This is a genomic window from Streptoverticillium reticulum (genome assembly GCF_047456005.1).
GTDB classification, from domain to species: domain Bacteria; phylum Actinomycetota; class Actinomycetes; order Streptomycetales; family Streptomycetaceae; genus Streptomyces; species Streptomyces reticulum.
On the sequence record NZ_CP179755.1, the window covers coordinates 1,901,850 to 1,916,961 of the forward strand.

Annotated in this window: 13 protein-coding genes; 4 read left to right on the plus strand and 9 right to left on the minus strand. The window is 73.1% G+C overall.

The window, feature by feature from the left end; all coding sequences use genetic code 11:
- Positions 1–6: 6 nt before the first annotated feature.
- Genes fdhD through ACMATS_RS08505 form a run of 3 tightly spaced genes read left to right on the plus strand, consistent with a single transcriptional unit; the run spans position 7 to position 2,707 of the window.
- Positions 7–840 (plus strand): formate dehydrogenase accessory sulfurtransferase FdhD, encoded by an 834-nt coding sequence (fdhD, locus tag ACMATS_RS08495; protein WP_390778026.1) that lies wholly within the window; start codon positions 7–9, stop codon positions 838–840.
- A gap of 40 nt (positions 841–880) precedes the next feature.
- The gene (locus ACMATS_RS08500; RefSeq protein WP_390778027.1) at positions 881–2,347 is read left to right on the plus strand and encodes a hypothetical protein; all 1,467 of its coding nucleotides are present in this window, start codon (positions 881–883) and stop codon (positions 2,345–2,347) included.
- 36 nt (positions 2,348–2,383) lie between these two features.
- Positions 2,384–2,707 carry a hypothetical protein gene (locus tag ACMATS_RS08505; RefSeq protein WP_414167519.1) on the plus strand — a complete coding sequence of 108 codons (324 nt, stop codon included), beginning with the start codon at positions 2,384–2,386 and terminating at the stop codon, positions 2,705–2,707.
- A gap of 15 nt (positions 2,708–2,722) precedes the next feature.
- Here ACMATS_RS08505 and ACMATS_RS08510 read toward each other — a convergent pair whose 3' ends face one another.
- The 9 genes from ACMATS_RS08510 to ACMATS_RS08550 form a co-directional block, all read right to left on the minus strand.
- Complete coding sequence (locus tag ACMATS_RS08510) at positions 2,723–4,054, minus strand: protein kinase domain-containing protein (RefSeq protein ID WP_391156451.1); 1,332 nt, start codon at positions 4,052–4,054, stop codon at positions 2,723–2,725.
- Positions 4,054–4,905, minus strand: coding sequence for a PP2C family serine/threonine-protein phosphatase (locus ACMATS_RS08515; RefSeq protein ID WP_414167520.1), 852 nt, complete (start codon positions 4,903–4,905; stop codon positions 4,054–4,056). Before ACMATS_RS08515 ends, ACMATS_RS08510 begins: the two co-directional genes overlap by 1 nt.
- Positions 4,902–5,567 (minus strand): vWA domain-containing protein, encoded by a 666-nt coding sequence (locus tag ACMATS_RS08520; protein WP_390778449.1) that lies wholly within the window; start codon positions 5,565–5,567, stop codon positions 4,902–4,904. The genes ACMATS_RS08515 and ACMATS_RS08520 overlap by 4 nt, the downstream gene beginning before the upstream one ends.
- Positions 5,568–5,598: 31 nt before the next feature.
- On the minus strand, positions 5,599–5,754 hold the full coding sequence (locus ACMATS_RS08525) for a hypothetical protein (protein ID WP_390778031.1): 156 nt from the start codon (positions 5,752–5,754) through the stop codon (positions 5,599–5,601).
- Between the two features lie 64 nt (positions 5,755–5,818).
- Positions 5,819–7,420, minus strand: coding sequence for a TRAFAC clade GTPase domain-containing protein (locus tag ACMATS_RS08530; protein ID WP_414167521.1), 1,602 nt, complete (start codon positions 7,418–7,420; stop codon positions 5,819–5,821).
- On the minus strand, positions 7,417–9,774 hold the full coding sequence (locus ACMATS_RS08535; RefSeq protein ID WP_414167522.1) for a GTPase-associated protein 1-related protein: 2,358 nt from the start codon (positions 9,772–9,774) through the stop codon (positions 7,417–7,419). Before ACMATS_RS08535 ends, ACMATS_RS08530 begins: the two co-directional genes overlap by 4 nt.
- The gene (locus tag ACMATS_RS08540; protein ID WP_390778034.1) at positions 9,771–11,018 is read right to left on the minus strand and encodes a TRAFAC clade GTPase domain-containing protein; all 1,248 of its coding nucleotides are present in this window, start codon (positions 11,016–11,018) and stop codon (positions 9,771–9,773) included. The genes ACMATS_RS08535 and ACMATS_RS08540 overlap by 4 nt, the downstream gene beginning before the upstream one ends.
- Before the next feature lies 1 nt (position 11,019).
- Complete coding sequence (locus tag ACMATS_RS08545; RefSeq protein WP_414167523.1) at positions 11,020–13,260, minus strand: hypothetical protein; 2,241 nt, start codon at positions 13,258–13,260, stop codon at positions 11,020–11,022.
- 216 nt (positions 13,261–13,476) lie between these two features.
- Positions 13,477–14,004, minus strand: coding sequence for a MarR family winged helix-turn-helix transcriptional regulator (locus ACMATS_RS08550; RefSeq protein ID WP_414167524.1), 528 nt, complete (start codon positions 14,002–14,004; stop codon positions 13,477–13,479).
- Positions 14,005–14,173: 169 nt separating this feature from the next.
- Here ACMATS_RS08550 and ACMATS_RS08555 point away from each other — a divergent pair, with 169 nt between their 5' ends.
- The gene (locus ACMATS_RS08555) at positions 14,174–15,106 is read left to right on the plus strand and encodes a quinone oxidoreductase family protein (protein WP_414167525.1); all 933 of its coding nucleotides are present in this window, start codon (positions 14,174–14,176) and stop codon (positions 15,104–15,106) included.
- Positions 15,107–15,112 lie beyond the last annotated feature (6 nt).

Here is a 15,112-nt window from a genome sequence, read left to right on the forward strand (position 1 = left end):
CGACACATGGGACGGGTCACCGAACGACGCCGCGTCATCCGCATCCGGGACGGGGTCGCGACCGCCCGCCCCGACACGCTCGTGGCCGAGGAGCCGCTGGAGATCCGGCTGAACGGCAAGCCCCTCGCGATCACCATGCGCACGCCGGGCGACGACTTCGCGCTCGCGGCCGGCTTCCTCGTCAGCGAGGGCGTCCTGGGCAGCGCCGAGGAACTGGCGAACATCGTCTACTGCGCGGGCGCGACCGAGGACGGCCGCAACACCTACAACGTCGTCGACGTCCGCCTCGCCCCCGGCGTGCCCGTCCCCGACATCACGCTCGAACGCAACGTCTACACCACGTCCTCCTGCGGCCTGTGCGGCAAGGCGAGCCTGGACGCCGTCCGCACCACCGCCCGCTGGCCGGTGACCGACGGCCCGTCACCGCTGCGCCTGGCACCGGAACTTCTGGCGGAGCTGCCCGGTCGGCTGCGCGAGGCACAGCGCGTCTTCGACCGCACGGGCGGCCTGCACGCCGCCGCACTGTTCTCGCCGGAGGGCGAACTGCTGGACGCGCGCGAGGACGTGGGCCGGCACAACGCGGTCGACAAGCTCGTGGGCCGGGCCCTCCAGCAGGGCCTGCTCCCCCTGTCGGGCACCGTGCTGGTCGTCTCCGGCCGCGCCTCGTTCGAGCTGGCGCAGAAGGCGGTCATGGCGGGCATCCCGGTGCTGGCAGCGGTGTCGGCCCCGTCGTCCCTGGCCGTGGACCTGGCGACGGAGACGGGGATGACGCTGGTCGGCTTTCTGCGGGGGGCGTCGATGAACGTGTATGCCGGTGAGGAACGCATTGCCCTAGGGTGAGTCGGGCCCGGCTCCGAACGGGCGCAGGGGAGGAAGCAGCATGGCGCCGAGACAGTTGCCGCCGTTGCCGCAGTACCGGCGCGACGGCGTCACACGACGGCTGTGCGCGACGACGCACCTCGACGAGGCCTTCGCGCACGACGTGCGGCGGGAGTTCACGGCCGACCGCCTCAAGGCGAACGGCCTGCCGCTCGGGGTGAACCTCGTCGCGCTGGTGCGTCATGCCGAAGCGGCCTGGCGGCGGCTGGAGTTGCGGGACAGGCATCTCTCGTTCGTCCTCCTCGGCGTGGTCGGCACCCTGCTCGGAACCGTGGTGAGCCTCGGTCAGGGGTCGTCCGCCGGTGTCTCGGGCTTTCTGCTCCTGCTCGTCGCCCTCTTCGGCTGCGGGGCGGTCCTGGTCTGCCGCGCCGAGCATCAGGCCCGGCAGTCCGCACTGGAGGTGTACCGGGGGTCGGGCAAGCCTGCGGACCAGGCACCGGCAGTGGCAGCCGAAGTGGAGGACCGGCTGCGGGAATTACGGCGCGCGAACGTCCTGCCGTACGACGCGTCCTTCGAGTCGACGAACCCCTTCGTCGGCAGCGGCCGGAAAATCAAGGAAGTCGTCTGGGAGTCCATCGACATCAGCCGTGCCGCGGACGCGCCCACCGGCGGAAAACTGACCGCCAAACCCTTCGACGCCGTCGACCTCCACACCTACGTGGCCGAGGAGATGGCGGACATCGTCGGCCTGGAGGGACTCAGGGCGCAGAACCGGCTGTACGTCAACGGCCAGAGCGCCCTGCATCTGTCCGACCTGTTGCCCAACCGGCTGCAGCGGCCCGCCGTGCGCGTCCCGCGGCAGTACGTGCAGTCCGCCGTGGTGCAGTCGGGCGCGGGCATGCGCACGTATCTGAGCCTGGAGATGGTGGGCGAGGGCGGCAGGATCGTGGTGTCCATGCATCTGCGCGCCCGGCTGCTGTACCCGCGGTTGTCCTGGGAGGTGGCCGCTTACGTGCTGCCTCCGCTGCAACACCGGTTCGGCACGGTCGCGTTCCTGCCCCTGGGGGGCTTCGAGTACTGGTGGAGCCTGCTGCGTTTCGCCACGGCGCACACCTGGCGCGGCGTGTGGGGCGCCCCCGGGCGGGCCGCCCGTCGGCGCGGTGAACAGGCCCGGTACACCCGCGAACTGGAGAAGACGCGGAGAAGCATCACCAAGCAGCATCTGGCCTACGACTACGGCGCCCTGGACAGCCTGCGCAACCATTGCTCCGACTGGGGCGCCATGGGGCACACGGAGCGCACGGACTCCCGGGACACCTTCCTGCGTCTCCAGCAGGGCGTGCTGATCGCCACGGAGCGCTTCCTGCAGGATCACAACATCGACACCGGCGACTTCGACCGTGCCCAGCAAGTGATCGCCACCCAGACGTACAACATCTCCGGCGACATCACCGGCAACGCCAACATCGGCGCCAACGGACAGATCAACACCTACGGCCAGCCGGGAGCCGCACAGGGCGGAAACTGAGCAGCCGGGCGGTCGGACAAGCGAGAAGGAGTCCCCATGAGCACCTACAACTTCAGCGGCAACATCTCGGGGCCGGGCAACTTCGGCGACAACGGCAGGATAGAGATCCACCACAGTCAGTCCCCGGCCGAGACGCTCCGGCTGGCCGGTGAGCTCGTACGCCTGCTGCGTGTTGAGCATCCCGAACTCGCCGAGTCCGCCGGCCTCGTGCAGGGCGAGCTGGTGCGCGCGGACGAGGAGCGGCGGCCCGTCGACCGGGGGCGGGTCCGCACGTGGCTGGAGCTGATCACCACGGGGACGGCTGCGGGCAGCGGTTCGCTCGCCCTGGTCCAGGAACTGGGCCGCGCTCTGGGGATGTGAGCGCGGCCCGTCGGCTCACCCGGCGTGCACCACGGCCCGGGCGCCGCCCAGATCGACCTCGAGCCCGGACCGCAGCGGGACGGTCTGCCCGGGTGCCACGTCCTGGACGGTGCCGTCGGAGCGGCGCGCCCTCCAGGTCGTCGCGGAACGGTTGGCCAGGCCGAAGCGGCCGGGCTTCGCGGGGTGTTCGACGAGTTCGGCGACGAGCGTGCCGTCGCCGTAGTCGTGCCGCGTGGGTTCGTCCAGCACGTGGTGTGCGTGCACGCGTGCCGTGCGGCGCAGTCGCAGGTGGCGCTCGGCGTGCAGTACGGCCGTGGTGATCACGAGCCGGGGCGGCAGGATCAGCGTGCTGCCGCACGACCAGCAGGTGCGGGCCTTGGAGGAACGGGGCTCGGTCATGTTCTGCCGGCCGCAGTTCGCGCAGTCGACGATGGTGTCGCGAACCTGTCGCAGGGCGTCGCGCCATTGCGACTCGCGCACGCGGCGGGACGCGTCGCGCAGCCCCCCGGTGAAGTTCTTGACGAACAGCTCGCTCAGGACCGGGGGCACCAGCCTCCAGGTGGCCAGGACCGTGGTCTGCTCGTCCGGATCGGGCTCGTTGCTCTTGTCGACGGGGTCGAAGACGAAGACCGGGTTCTTGCCGTACAGCCGCTTCTCGGCGGCCTCGTCCAGGCAGCGGATGGCCAGCTCCGCCTTGCCCTTGAGCGGGTGGTGGTTCATGAGCAGCATGAACAGCAGGACGGAGAGCGAGTGGAGGTCGGTCTGGGTGCCGGGTATGGCGCCCGGTTCGCCCCGCACCAGCTCCGGGGCCATGAACTCCATGGTTCCCGAGATCCCGCTGGCCTCCCCCTCGACCACTGCGTTGTCGTTGTCGCAGACGAGGACGTCGCCGTTGGCGGGGTCGAAGAAGATGTTGCCCCAGGAGATGTCGCGGTAGGCGATGCCCCGGGAGTGCAGGGCCTGGTAGGCCTCGACCATGTTCAGTCCCGCGGTCACCAGGGCGACGGGCGTGGTGCGCAACTGGCGCCGGAAGAGCGCGGGCAGGCCCTTGAACCGGTCGGGGCGGATGTCCATGAGGTAGCCGAATCCCCCGCCGCCGTCGGTGACGAACGCGTGGGGCCACAAGAAGCGGTCGTCGTCGAAGTCCCGGCTGACCAGTTCCTCCACGATCTTGCGCTGCTCGGGGGTGGCGCAGCTCGGGTAGTACCACTTGAGCGCCTTCTCGCCGGACGGCGTGGCAACGCGGTGGACCTCGCCCTGGCCACCGGCTCCCAGCATCCCGGAGACCACGATCTCGTCGCCTGCGTCGGTCGTGAGCCGGTCGCCGTTGTCGAGCATGCCGGACATCAGTCGTTCTCCGTTTCTCGGTCCTGCGGCCCGCCCTCGGACGGAGCCGGGTCGTCCGGCCGCCGCCACACGGCGGCCACGGTGGTGTCGTCGCCCGAGTACGTGCTCGCCCGGGCCAGCCATCCGGGCAGTGCCTCACCGATCGCCCCGGGGCCCTCCGCCACCAGGCGTTCGCTCACCTCGCGGACGAACTGAACGAAACCCTCCTGCGCCGCGAAGCTCTTCGACAGCCCGTCCGTGGACAGCATCAACAGCCGCGGCAGCCGCCCCGGATCGGGAACGGGCGCCCAGTGCACGCGCATCAGGTCCCACGCCTGCCGACTGCACAAGGACTCCGTCTCGTCACCGAGTTCCGGTTCGGACGGTGCGAGCGGCGCGCTGATCGTGCCGTCGGCCTCGACGAGCATCAGGTCTCCGTCCCCGAGCTGCCAGGCGACCAGCAGGCCGGGCACGCAGACCGCGCCGAGGAGCGTGGTGCCGTACGGCAGCAGCTCGTCGCCCCGGGGCACGCCTGCCAGCGGATGGTCCTTGAGGTGACGGCGCACCTCCTCCTGCCAGTCCCGCACGACCTCGCGGGGTACCCGGCGGCAGGCGTCGTGGCGCAACTGCCGCAGGTTTCCGGGGGTTTCCCCGGCGCGTGCGGCGAACTCCCGGGCACAGCGCATGAAGATGTCGACGGCGAAGCGTGCGCCCTCCTTGCTACGGGAGTGGACGGCCGAGCCGTGACCGTCGGCCACGGCCAGCACGAGAGTCCCGTCCGCCGTGTCGTCGGCGTCGTACCAGTCCTGGTTGCGCACCTTGCCCGGCCCTCGGACCGATCCGCGCAGGATCTCCCAGTGCGGCACGCTCACCACACGTCGTCGTCATCGTGGTCCTGGAGCTTGGGCGGCGCGAACGCGGGGCCGAGCTGTTTGGTCGCCGCACCGGCCGCGACGGGCTGCGAGGCGGCCTTGACCGCCGCCGTGGAGGCCCAGCGGATGGCCGCTGCCAGCTGCTTGGGGCTGTTGGCGTCCAGGACGGGGAGCTCCGGGTTGCCGAGGAACTCCTGGAGGACACTGCGGTCGGCATCGGCCCCGATGGCGATGGCGACCCGGACGGCCTTCTTGCCCCACGGGGTCGCGTCGATGGCCTTCAGGCCGTCGCGCCACTCGTCGAGCGGCTGGCCGTCCGAGACCAGGCAGAGCACGGGCTTGAGCGCCCGTTGCGGCATGGGCGGCGTCTCGAGCTCGCGGGCCACGAGGGACAGGGCCGCACCGAGGTTGGTGCCGCCGTCGACCTGGATGTCCTGCCAGGTGAAGTCGTCGACCGGGACGGGCGCCGCCTGGTGCCACTGCGCGGTGCTGGAGAAGGTGAGGACCCGGATCAGCAGCTGGGCGGAGGCGTTGTCGTGCGCCACCGACTGCATCTCCGGGATCGCCTCCCGGATCGCGTAGTTGAGTGTGCCGATCTTCTCCCCGAGCATCGAGTACGAGCAGTCGAGGATCCAGATGAAGTGCACCGGGCGGCTCTCCATCGGGCCACCGGGAATATCGCTCACGCAGGCATCACTCCAACGCTCCGTTCAGCAGCAACAAGAAGGACAGCACCGTCGCGCCGGTGAGGGCGACGCATGCCGCGACGAACAGGCCCAGCACGACCCGGCGTTGCCGTGCCACATGGGCGGGTACCGGGGTGGGCTTCTGGGTGGATACGGATGTCACCGTGCGCCGTCTTCTCTCCCTCACCGTCCGAATGTTCCGACCCTATCCGCAGCAGCACGTCACGTCACGCCCTGACCGTCCCGCCCGGCGCGCGGACCTCATCGGTGAGCAACTTCCCTACAGGAAGTCCGGTTTGACCCAGCAGCCACAGCACCGGCTCGGCTGCGCGCCGCTGTTCGCCGCCGAGGGCACCGGCCCCCGTGGCGGCGTGGGCGCTGACGGCCCAGTACCGGGTGCGGCCGAAGCTGTGAGTCAGACCGCGGACGAGGTTGCCGAGGCCGACGTTCTCCAGCCATGCGTCGATGCGGGGGCCGGGCACGGGCAGTGAGACCAGGGTGTCCAGGACGTCCCGCTTGGTGACCACGGTGGCGACGGGGGTGCGGCTGCGCCGGCCGGTCAGCGCCTGCATCTCGCCCGCCAGCCGCTCGTACGTGGCCACGGGGCCCTCGGGAGAGGGCCGGGCGGCCACGGCCCGGTGTCCGTCCTCGCCGCCCAGCCGGGAGCGCACGCCGGGTTCGGCCAGCGCGTCGACGACCAGCACCACCCCGTCGGCGTGCGCGAGGTACTGCTGCTCGCGCACCGCTCCGGCGTCGCGCAGACTCTCGCCCATCGGGTCGTACAGGTACAGCAACCGTCGCCTGCGGCCCCGCGAGACGAGGAGCATGATGGCGCGGGGCTGCCGGCCGGTGGTGGCGTGGGCCCAGCCCTGCCCGTCCAGTTGCCGTGTCAGGGCGGCGAGTTCGTCCGCGTCGTACCGGGTGGCGCACTCCATGCCCAGCAGGCCGCGGCGGTTCCACGAGGCCAGACCGGCGACGACGGCCGCCAGCAGCATGGTCTTGCCCGACGACGTGCCTCCGACGATGGGCAGGTGCACGGTCCGCGTGGTGCCCAGCGCCGCGGGCAGACGCTGGTCGCAGTGCGGGCACAGCGCGGCAAGCTTGCCGCGCCCGCCGGGGAGGCTGGTGCGCAGCCCGTTGCCGCACGCACAGACCCGCCGCAGCACGCCGAACCGGCCCGGCCGCAGCCGCTCGTGACGCGCCTGACACAGCGGGCACTGGTGGACGGGCAGGGCGATCCGCCGGTAGCAGCCGGGGTGGGGGCAGGTCATCCGGACGCCGCGGACGAGCGTGCCCACGCGCTCCACGGCCCGTACGGCCGGCACCGCGAGGGCCAGGGCCGTGGACACCAGGGCGACGGCCAGCACGAGCAGCGTCACGGCCTCCGCGAGAAGGATCCCGGCGAAGACGGCGGCCGCACCCGCCCCCGCACCGACGCCGATCCCGATGGCACGCATCACCGTCCGGGTGAAGGGGCTGTCCCCCCGCGGGCCCGCAGGGGTGCAGCCGCGCAACAGGTTGCGGCTGACGCGTCCCCACCACTCGCGGATCAGCAGGTACCGGACCATGCGGACGCCGCTGAGCACGGCGGCCCCGACGTCCTTCCACACCTGGCGGTACCAGTACGCCAGGTGGGCGGGCTCCCCCGGTCCGCCGGGAGGATCGAGCCGGGGGTCCGGGGCGCCCGCATGCCAGGGGCCCAGGGAACGGCCCGTCGCGTACAGGGCCCGCCACAGGAACTCGGGTGCGGTGCGCAGGAAGATGCCTATGGCGACCAGGGAGTTGACGAAAGCGAAGGGTTTCAGCACCCACAGCAGGGCATCGGTCACCGGTGGCGCTCCTCTCGGGGCGGTTCGATGTCGCCCGGACCGTGTCGGTTGCCGTTCCGGGCCCGCCAGCGGCCGGTGACGCGGCTCAGGACACCGGGCCGGTTCCAGTCCCGGAACTGCTCGGCCCAGGGCCCGCCGCGCCGTCGAAGACTCGCGAGCAGCGCTTCGACGTCCTCGGCGGGCATGCGGCGCACCACGGGCCGCAGGACCGAGGCGAGCAGGCCGGTGCGGATCTCGTCCCAGGTGCCGCCGTCGCCCGGTGCGGTCTGCCATGCGGTGAAGCAGTCCGCGGCGTAGGCGGGGGTACTGCGCATCCGGTCGGCGACGCTCTCGTGCCGGGCGGCCTCGGCGTACGCGCGCAGGAAGTGCTCGTCGCCGGATCGGACGAGGGCGAGCAGTTCGCCCAGCGGCGGGTCCGCGCCCAGGAGCCGCCCGGCGAGTGCGGCGCTCACCCGCTCCTCGATGCCGGCCTCCAGCGGGAGGGCCTGGGCGCGCAGGGCGACCGCGTGGCCCGCGCAGCCGGCCCGGGCCTCGCCCGCCGCGATGTCACCGGCCAGTTCGAGCAGCAGCAGAGCGGCCCGGTGCCGGGGTTCGAGGGTCCCGGCGCAGTGCAGGAGCAGGAGCTTGGCGAGCTCGGGTGCCTCCGGGTCGCCGGGCGTGCTGTCGAGGGCGGCCCGGACGAAGGCGTCGTCGAGGCCTGCTGCACGGTGCCACGCTGCGGGGAGTTCGGCGAGCAGGGTGCCGGCCTCCACCGGCCGGAGCGGGGTGTCGCCCCAGACGAGCCGGAAGGCCGTGCGGAGGACGGAAGGTGTGCTCCGGTGCTCGGTGCCCGCCGCCTTCAGGAGTGCGGTGAAGAGTCCGGGACGGTCGGCCCGCGCCGGGTCGTCGGCGGCGGCCGTGGCGGCGGCCACGCGCAGGTGGGGGTGGAACGCGAGGTCGGCGCCGGGGAGTTCGGCCGCGAGGACACGGGCGACGTCCCGTGGGTCGCCCGTCGCGGCCGCCCGGTCGAGGGTGTCGAGGACGGCGGCGGCCAGTACGGGCCGGCCGTCCAGGGCCACACGCGCGCAACTGCGCTCTTCTTCCGGCCCGTCGAGGAGGGCCGTGCCGAGCCGTGCCGCGAGGACGGGAAGGACAGCGGTCCGGTCGACGTCGAGCGCCTCGGCGAGGCGGAACAGGGACAGCAGGGCATCGAGTGGCGCTGCTGCCGCCCGCTCCAGCTCCCCGAGCAGGTCGCGCTTGAGCGGGTGCATGGCCGGCTGTTCGGCCAGGGGCGCGAACTCGTCCGCGAGACCGGCGAGTTCCGCCCATTCCCCGGCCGAGCGGTCCGTGCCGCCGGCGGCGAGACCGAGGAGCAGCGCGGCTTCGGGAGCCTCGGCGGAACGCACGCGGGCCCAGTGCGCCGCTGCCGTGCGCCCGGCCGTGTCGAGGGCGACGCCCTCGACGGCGGCCAGGGCGGCGAGGTGCCCGACGTCGTCCGCCGCACCGTGGTCGGCGCCCGCCCGCTGGTGCACCGCCGCTGCGACGAGTTCGGGGCGCCCGGCCAGCCACAGGCGGGCGGCGACGGCGGCCCAGGGGTCGGGTTCCTCGCGGCCGGGGCTGGAACGCCCGCCGGTGCAGTCGTGGATGCGGTAGCGGTGGTCGGACGCGAACCCGCCCGCATCGGCGTCCGGCAGAGTGCCGACGATCTGCTGCCGGGCCAGCAGGGGGCGGCGGGTGTAGGTGGTGAACGTCAGCCGGTCGGCGAGCTCGCGCGGGAGGACGGAGCTGGCGACGGCGATCCAGTGCGCGATGTGGACGCTGTCGTGCTCGACGACGAGGAGTTGGGGGGCGTCGGGCGAGCGGAAGAGCGTGCGCACGTCCCTCAGGAAGGGTTCGAGCCGCTGCGCACGCGCACGGACGAACTCCAGCAGACGGGTCCTGTCGATGTGCCGGCCCGGGGTGAACGCGGCCGACCGGTCGGGCACGCCGTCCTCGGGCGTGCGGTCGGCCCAGAACGGTGACTCCCACGCCTCGATGGGCAGCATGCGGCCGGGCAGGCCGTCGCCGTCGGGCAGCCGGACGGCGTGGGCGTGGAAATTGCCGTAGCGTCCGCTGTAGTCCGTGCCGGTGTAGACCGCCCGGCAGAGCAGACGGCTGCCGTCGGAGAGCCGGTGATGGCTGAACGCCACCGGGAATGCGGCGAGTTCGGCGGCGCTCGGGCGGGCGGGAGCGTCACGCGGGGGCTCGTACCCCACCAGCTGCTCCACCTCTCCCAGCAGGGCGGCGGGCAGGTCGTCGCTGACCGCGGTGAAGCGGAAGCCCGATCCGTCCGGGCCCGGGGCGGCCGACGTGTAGTGCAGTTGCTGCACGTTCATGCGATGCCCGCCCCTTCCGCACGAGCGGCCCTGCCCTGCTTGCGCACCGGCAGCAGGCTCCGGCGGGCCAGCAGCCACAGCAGGGGGTCCTCCACCCGGACGGGCTGCGGCCCCGACTTGGGCGCGTCGGCGGGAGCATCGGGCGGGGGCGGCGCGCCGAGAGCGGACAGGCCGAAGAGCCCGACGTCGGAGAAGTCGCTCTCCAGCTGCCGGTGCAGCGCTCCGCCGTCCCAGCTGCCCAGGAGCGAGCGCACCTCCTCGTGGACCGCGGTGCGGTCGGCGTCGTCCAGGGCGCCACCGTGGTGGGAGGCGCTGCCGTGCAGGGGCGAGTGCGGGGAGAGCAGGGGACGCAGCATGTCGGTCTTGGTGAGCGCCACGGCGACGGGTGTCGACAGCCTGCCGCGCGAACCCGCACGGCGGTGACTGCGCAGCTGGGCCGCGACATCGGCGGCGATCTGCTGCGGCGAGGTCTCCACGGACGGCAGTGGAGGTCCGCCGGTGCCCGCGAGTTCGTCGCGGACGGAGGGCAGTTGCAGGGGGTCGACGAGCAGGACGATGCCGTCGGCGGCGGCGAGATAGGCGGTGTAGCGGTCCATGGCCTCGGCGTTGCGCAGATCCTCGCCGGCCGCGTCGAAGAAGACCAGTGCGGTGTGCCTGCTGCCCGCACCGAGCCGGCTGCGGGCGGGGACGCTGAGCCGGTACAGCAGTGGGTCGTTGAAGCCCAGCGCCGCAGGCCTGGTGGCACCGGGCAGCTGAAGCCGTTCGTAGAGTTCGGCGGCCATCTCGCGGTCGCGGCGCTGCGTGTCGGCGCCCATGGCGGCCAGCGACGCCCGGTACGCGCCTCCGACGCGGTGCCGCAGTTCGTTGACGAGCACGGTGACGTAGGTGCTCTTGCCGGTGGCCTTGGCCCCCACGAGGGCGATGATGCGGCTGTCCTGGTCGCAGTAGTCGCTGGGCAGGTCGCTGTGGCAGCTGCGGCAGACGCGTACGGGAGTGGCGACGCCGCAGCCGGGACAGGCCGCCCGCCCGCCGCTGCCGCGCAGGGTGCGCGGGGCGTCGAAGACGGGACCGCGCATCCGCGCCTGCGGCGGGACCGCGGGGCCCTTGAAGTCCGCCCAGATGTCGTCGCGTTCGGGATCGCACTTGGCCCCGCCGCGGATCCCGGTGGCGGACATCAGGCAGCGGTAGCCGAGCCGGGCGGCCCGGTCCCGCGCGAAGCAGTAGGGGCAGATGACGGTCGTCATGTCAGCGCACCACCAGGTCCTTGTACGGAGGGTCTTCGAGGCGTACGGCGCGGGCGTGCGGACCGAGCAGGAAGGCGCGCAGCGTGTAGGGGCGGCGGATGCCTGCGGCGGCCACTGCCGCGCCCACGTCGCGGCACACCGGGCCCTCGCTCAATTCCCCTCCGCTCACCCGCAGCACGAGGGTTCCGTCGTCGGGCGTGCGGGGCAGGGGCTCGGCCGCGGTACGGGCGACGAGCAGCAGTTCCGGGAGCTCGGGCAGCTCGCGGCCGGCTCCGCCGAGAACGCCGGCGCATAGGCTCACGCGGCGCCGGCCGGAGAACCGTCCCGTGCGTTCGACCGTGTACGCGACGGCGACGTCGGCCGGTATCTCCGCTTCCGCGGGCACGGGCGGGAGCGTCACGTCGCAGTCCGTGGCGATGAGCGGTTCGGCCTCGAACCGTGCCGCCGAGCCGGTGACGTCGAGGTACAGCCCTTCGCGAAGATAGGTGCTGCGGGCGATGCTGCGCTCCCGTGCCGCGCCGTCCTGCCACCAGCGGACGAGGACGCTGTCCGCAGGACGCGGCCAGTCGAAGGTCAGCCGCACGCGGCCGGGTTCGGGCCGGCGGGCCGTCAACGCTCCGATGGATTCGGGAACATGGACCCGGACGCTGGCGCCGGTGACGGCACGCTCGCCGAGAACCGTGACGGCGGTGATGGTCGTCGTGGTGCCGCACGGCGGCCGGAGCCCGGCCGCCCCCGAGCCCGGCCAGGGCAGCCGGGGCGGCAGAGGATCGCCCACGGGGACGTCCTGCCCGGGCGGTGGCGGCGGCCCGGACCACTCCACCAGGCGGACCTCCCCCACGGTCCCGCCCGTCCAGGCCACGGTCAGAGTGCCGGGCGTGTCACCGGGCCGCACGGTCAGGGCCGTGACGGCATCGGGCCAGGGGTGCACCGTCCGGCGTACGCACACTCCCGGCGAACGGACGTCGCGGCCGGCGGCCGTGCGGTAGACGCAGCCGATCCGGTACGTGTACGTCCCCGGCGGCAGCCCGTCGTCCCGGAAACCGTGCGGGCCGACGGATATCTCGACGGCCTGCGCTTCCGGATGCGGGCCGGTGCGGACGACCGTGACACGCCGGGCGCCCGGCGGAGTGCGCCACGTGGCGTCGATGCGGGCACGGGCGTCGGCCAGGGCGATGTCACCGGCCTCGGGTGCGACGAGCACGTCCGTACCGACGAGGGGCAGGCCCGCGATCCGGCCGGCGTCGAGCGGCAGGACGGCGTAACGGACGCGCTCGCCCAGGGGCGCGGCGGTGTCGGTGAAGCGAAGGACGGCGCTGCCCGCGCCGTCGCCGGGGGACTCGGCCTCCCCTGCCGCCACAGGGGCGTGACCGGCCGTGTGGCGCAGGATCCGCCAGGTCCGGACGCCCGGCCCGGTGGCGTCGGGCCGCCAGGCGAGGCGAACGCCGTCCTGGCCGGGCTCCGTCCGGAGGCCTTCCCGTCGGCCGGTGCGGATGAGGCCGCGCAGGGCGTGCGGGTCGTCCTCGGCGGCCTGTGCAGCGCTCAGGTAGCGCTCGGCCGCCGCGGGGACGTCGGCCCGCGCCAGGGCGTTCGCTTCGCGCACCAGGTCGTCGACGTGCCGTGCGCGGGCGTCGATGCGGGCGACGAGACGGGAGAGACGCTGATCGCCCAAGGGAGTCGGCAGTTGTGCGGCGAGGGACCGGGCGTGCCGGATGCGGCGCTCGCGCCAGGCGTCCGGGAGGGTCTCGGCGGCAGCGCGCCGGACGGGGTCGAGGCGTGGCGCCCGGCGGGCGGCGAAGGCGAGGGCCGAGGCCTCCGAGGGGTCGACGCCCAGGTCGACGGCCGCCTCGGGCCGGGGGCCGCGCGGTTCCTCGTGCAGCAGGCGCAGGAGTTCGTACAGGACGATGCGGCGCAGCCCCATCGGGTCGTCGGCGAGCGCGGCGTCGTAACGGGCCAGGAGCCCGGTCCAGGCGTCCGTGTCGGACGGTGTCCCGTCCGTGCCGGACGGTGTCCCGGTCCGGGGCAGTGCGGCACCGATCCGGGCGAGGAGATCGCGGTCGACGTGGCGCGGGCGGCCGCCCCGGCCGGGGATGCGCAGGCCGTCGAGGACGAGGAAGCGCACGGTGGGTGCGGGCCGCCCCGGAACCGGCGGGAACAGCCCGTCGGCGACGTGTCGGAGGCCCAGTGCCGTCTGTTGCGCACGGAGGTCCGCGTAAGCCGGGACAAGGGGCGAGACCGGCATGTCGGGAAGCGCCCGGGGCAATCCCAGGAGATCCCCGAATTCCCGTGCCATCCGCACTTGCCCCCGCGCCTCTGCCGTGTCCTGGCTTCGCACATCCGATCGCGTGCAAGGGGACATCTCACCAGATCGGGAGCGCCGCTGCGGAGGTTTTCCCAGAAAGATCGTCACGACTCCGGCACAAAGGCGGGCGGAGAGTGCCGGGGGGAACCTCCGGGGTCAGTCCTCGCCTTCGACGACGCGCTGGAGGAGGGCGAGGAAGAGTTCGCGCTCGGCGGGCGAAAGGGCGGACAGCAGGGACTCGTTGGCCTCTTCGCCGAGCTTGGCGAGGCGGGTGAGACGCTTGCGGCCTTGGGGGGTAAGGGTGATGGAGTTCTTGCGGCGGTCGTTGGGGTCGGGGGCGCGGGTGACGAGGCCCTGGTCCTGGAGGTCGTTGAGGAGGCCGACCATGTCCTTGGGGTCGAAGCCGGTGGTGCGCCCGAGTTCGGCCTGGGCGACCGGTTCGAGGTCGGCGACGGCGGAGAGCACCGCGTGGTGCGGCATCCGCATCCCGTCGCGCGCGAGCGCCTCGGCCACGAGGCGGCGGCCGCGCACGGAGGCGCGGTTGAGCAGCCAGCTGGGGAGGGCCTGGATCCGGTCGAGCGCGGGCGTGGGGTCCGCCGCGGCCCGTGCCGTGGTCCGTGCCGCGGTCTCTGCCGCGCTCTGCGCCTCGGCCTGCGCCGTGGTCTGCGCCTTGGTGTCTGCCATGGGGTGAGCCTATCCGGAAAACCATTGGAGTTCCCAATGAAGTCGTGTACGGTGGAGTCATTCATTGGGGAGCCCAACGATGGGGAGCCCAATGATGGGAGCCCTGACGGCTCCGGCCAAGCTCAGCAGCCAGCCCTGTCGAAGACTGAAGACTATGGAGGTGCATGCCATGCGTCGCGTCCGGTATCACGAGAACGGCGGCCCCGAGGTCCTGCGCATCGAGGAGACCGAGGCGCCCCGGCCCAGCCCGGGCGAGCTGCTCGTGCGCGCCGAGGCGATCGGGGTGACGCTGCCCGTCGTCCGCAAGGTGCGCGAGGGCGGAATGCCGCTGCCGGCAAGCCTGGGCGGCGAGGTCGCCGGGGAGATCGTCGCCGTCGGCCCGGAGGTGACGGAGTTCGCGGTGGGCGAGCGCGTGACGGGCCTCTGCTTCGGCGACGGCTATGCGGACTTCGCCCTGCTGCACACCGCGATGGCCTCGCGCATCCCCGACGGGGCGACCCCGGCCGACGCCGTCGCGCTGGTCCGTTGCGGTCTGGTCGCCCTCGGGGCGTACGAGGCCGCCAGGCCGGCCGAGGGCGAGTCGGTGCTGGTGACGGGCGCGGCCAGCGGCGTTGGCCACTTGGCCGTGCAACTCGCCAAGGCGCGTGGCGCAGGGCGGGTCGTGGCGGCGGTGGGCTCGGCGGCCAAGGCGGAGTTCGTGCGGTCCCTGGGCGCGGACGAGGTCGTCACGTACGAGGAGGCCTCCTGGGGCGACCCGGTCGACATCGCCCTGGACGCGGTCGGCGGCGAGCTGCTCTCCCCGTGCCTGGCCGCGCTCGCGCCGGGCGGACGACTGGTGACCTACAGCTCGGGCGGCGGCACCCTGCAGGCGTACGACCTCCTGGTGGGCGCGAAATCCGCGATCGGTTTCCAGATGGCGCTCATAGCGCGCAGTCAACCCGCGCTGATGGAGCAGTGGCGGCAGGAGCTGTGGGAGCTGTTCGTGGCCGGCCGGCTGCGGCCGCACGTCCACGCGGAACTGCCGCTGGAGGATGCGGCGAAGGCGCACGAGATCATCGAGTCGCGCACCAATCAGGGCAAGGTGATACTGCGGCCCGCGTAAGCCTTT

What these genes read in the sequence shown, in the direction of transcription:
- fdhD (WP_390778026.1), top strand. Translation starts at nt 7, where the DNA reads ATGGGACGGGTCACCGAACGACGCCGCGTCATCCGCATCCGGGACGGG.
- ACMATS_RS08500 (WP_390778027.1), top strand. Translation starts at nt 881, where the DNA reads ATGGCGCCGAGACAGTTGCCGCCGTTGCCGCAGTACCGGCGCGACGGC.
- ACMATS_RS08505 (WP_414167519.1), top strand. Translation starts at nt 2,384, where the DNA reads ATGAGCACCTACAACTTCAGCGGCAACATCTCGGGGCCGGGCAACTTC.
- ACMATS_RS08510 (WP_391156451.1), bottom strand. Translation starts at nt 4,054, where the DNA reads ATGTCCGGCATGCTCGACAACGGCGACCGGCTCACGACCGACGCAGGC.
- ACMATS_RS08520 (WP_390778449.1), bottom strand. Translation starts at nt 5,567, where the DNA reads ATGGAGAGCCGCCCGGTGCACTTCATCTGGATCCTCGACTGCTCGTAC.
- ACMATS_RS08535 (WP_414167522.1), bottom strand. Translation starts at nt 9,774, where the DNA reads ATGAACGTGCAGCAACTGCACTACACGTCGGCCGCCCCGGGCCCGGAC.
- ACMATS_RS08540 (WP_390778034.1), bottom strand. Translation starts at nt 11,018, where the DNA reads ATGACGACCGTCATCTGCCCCTACTGCTTCGCGCGGGACCGGGCCGCC.
- ACMATS_RS08545 (WP_414167523.1), bottom strand. Translation starts at nt 13,260, where the DNA reads ATGCCGGTCTCGCCCCTTGTCCCGGCTTACGCGGACCTCCGTGCGCAA.
- ACMATS_RS08550 (WP_414167524.1), bottom strand. Translation starts at nt 14,004, where the DNA reads ATGGCAGACACCAAGGCGCAGACCACGGCGCAGGCCGAGGCGCAGAGC.
- ACMATS_RS08555 (WP_414167525.1), top strand. Translation starts at nt 14,174, where the DNA reads ATGCGTCGCGTCCGGTATCACGAGAACGGCGGCCCCGAGGTCCTGCGC.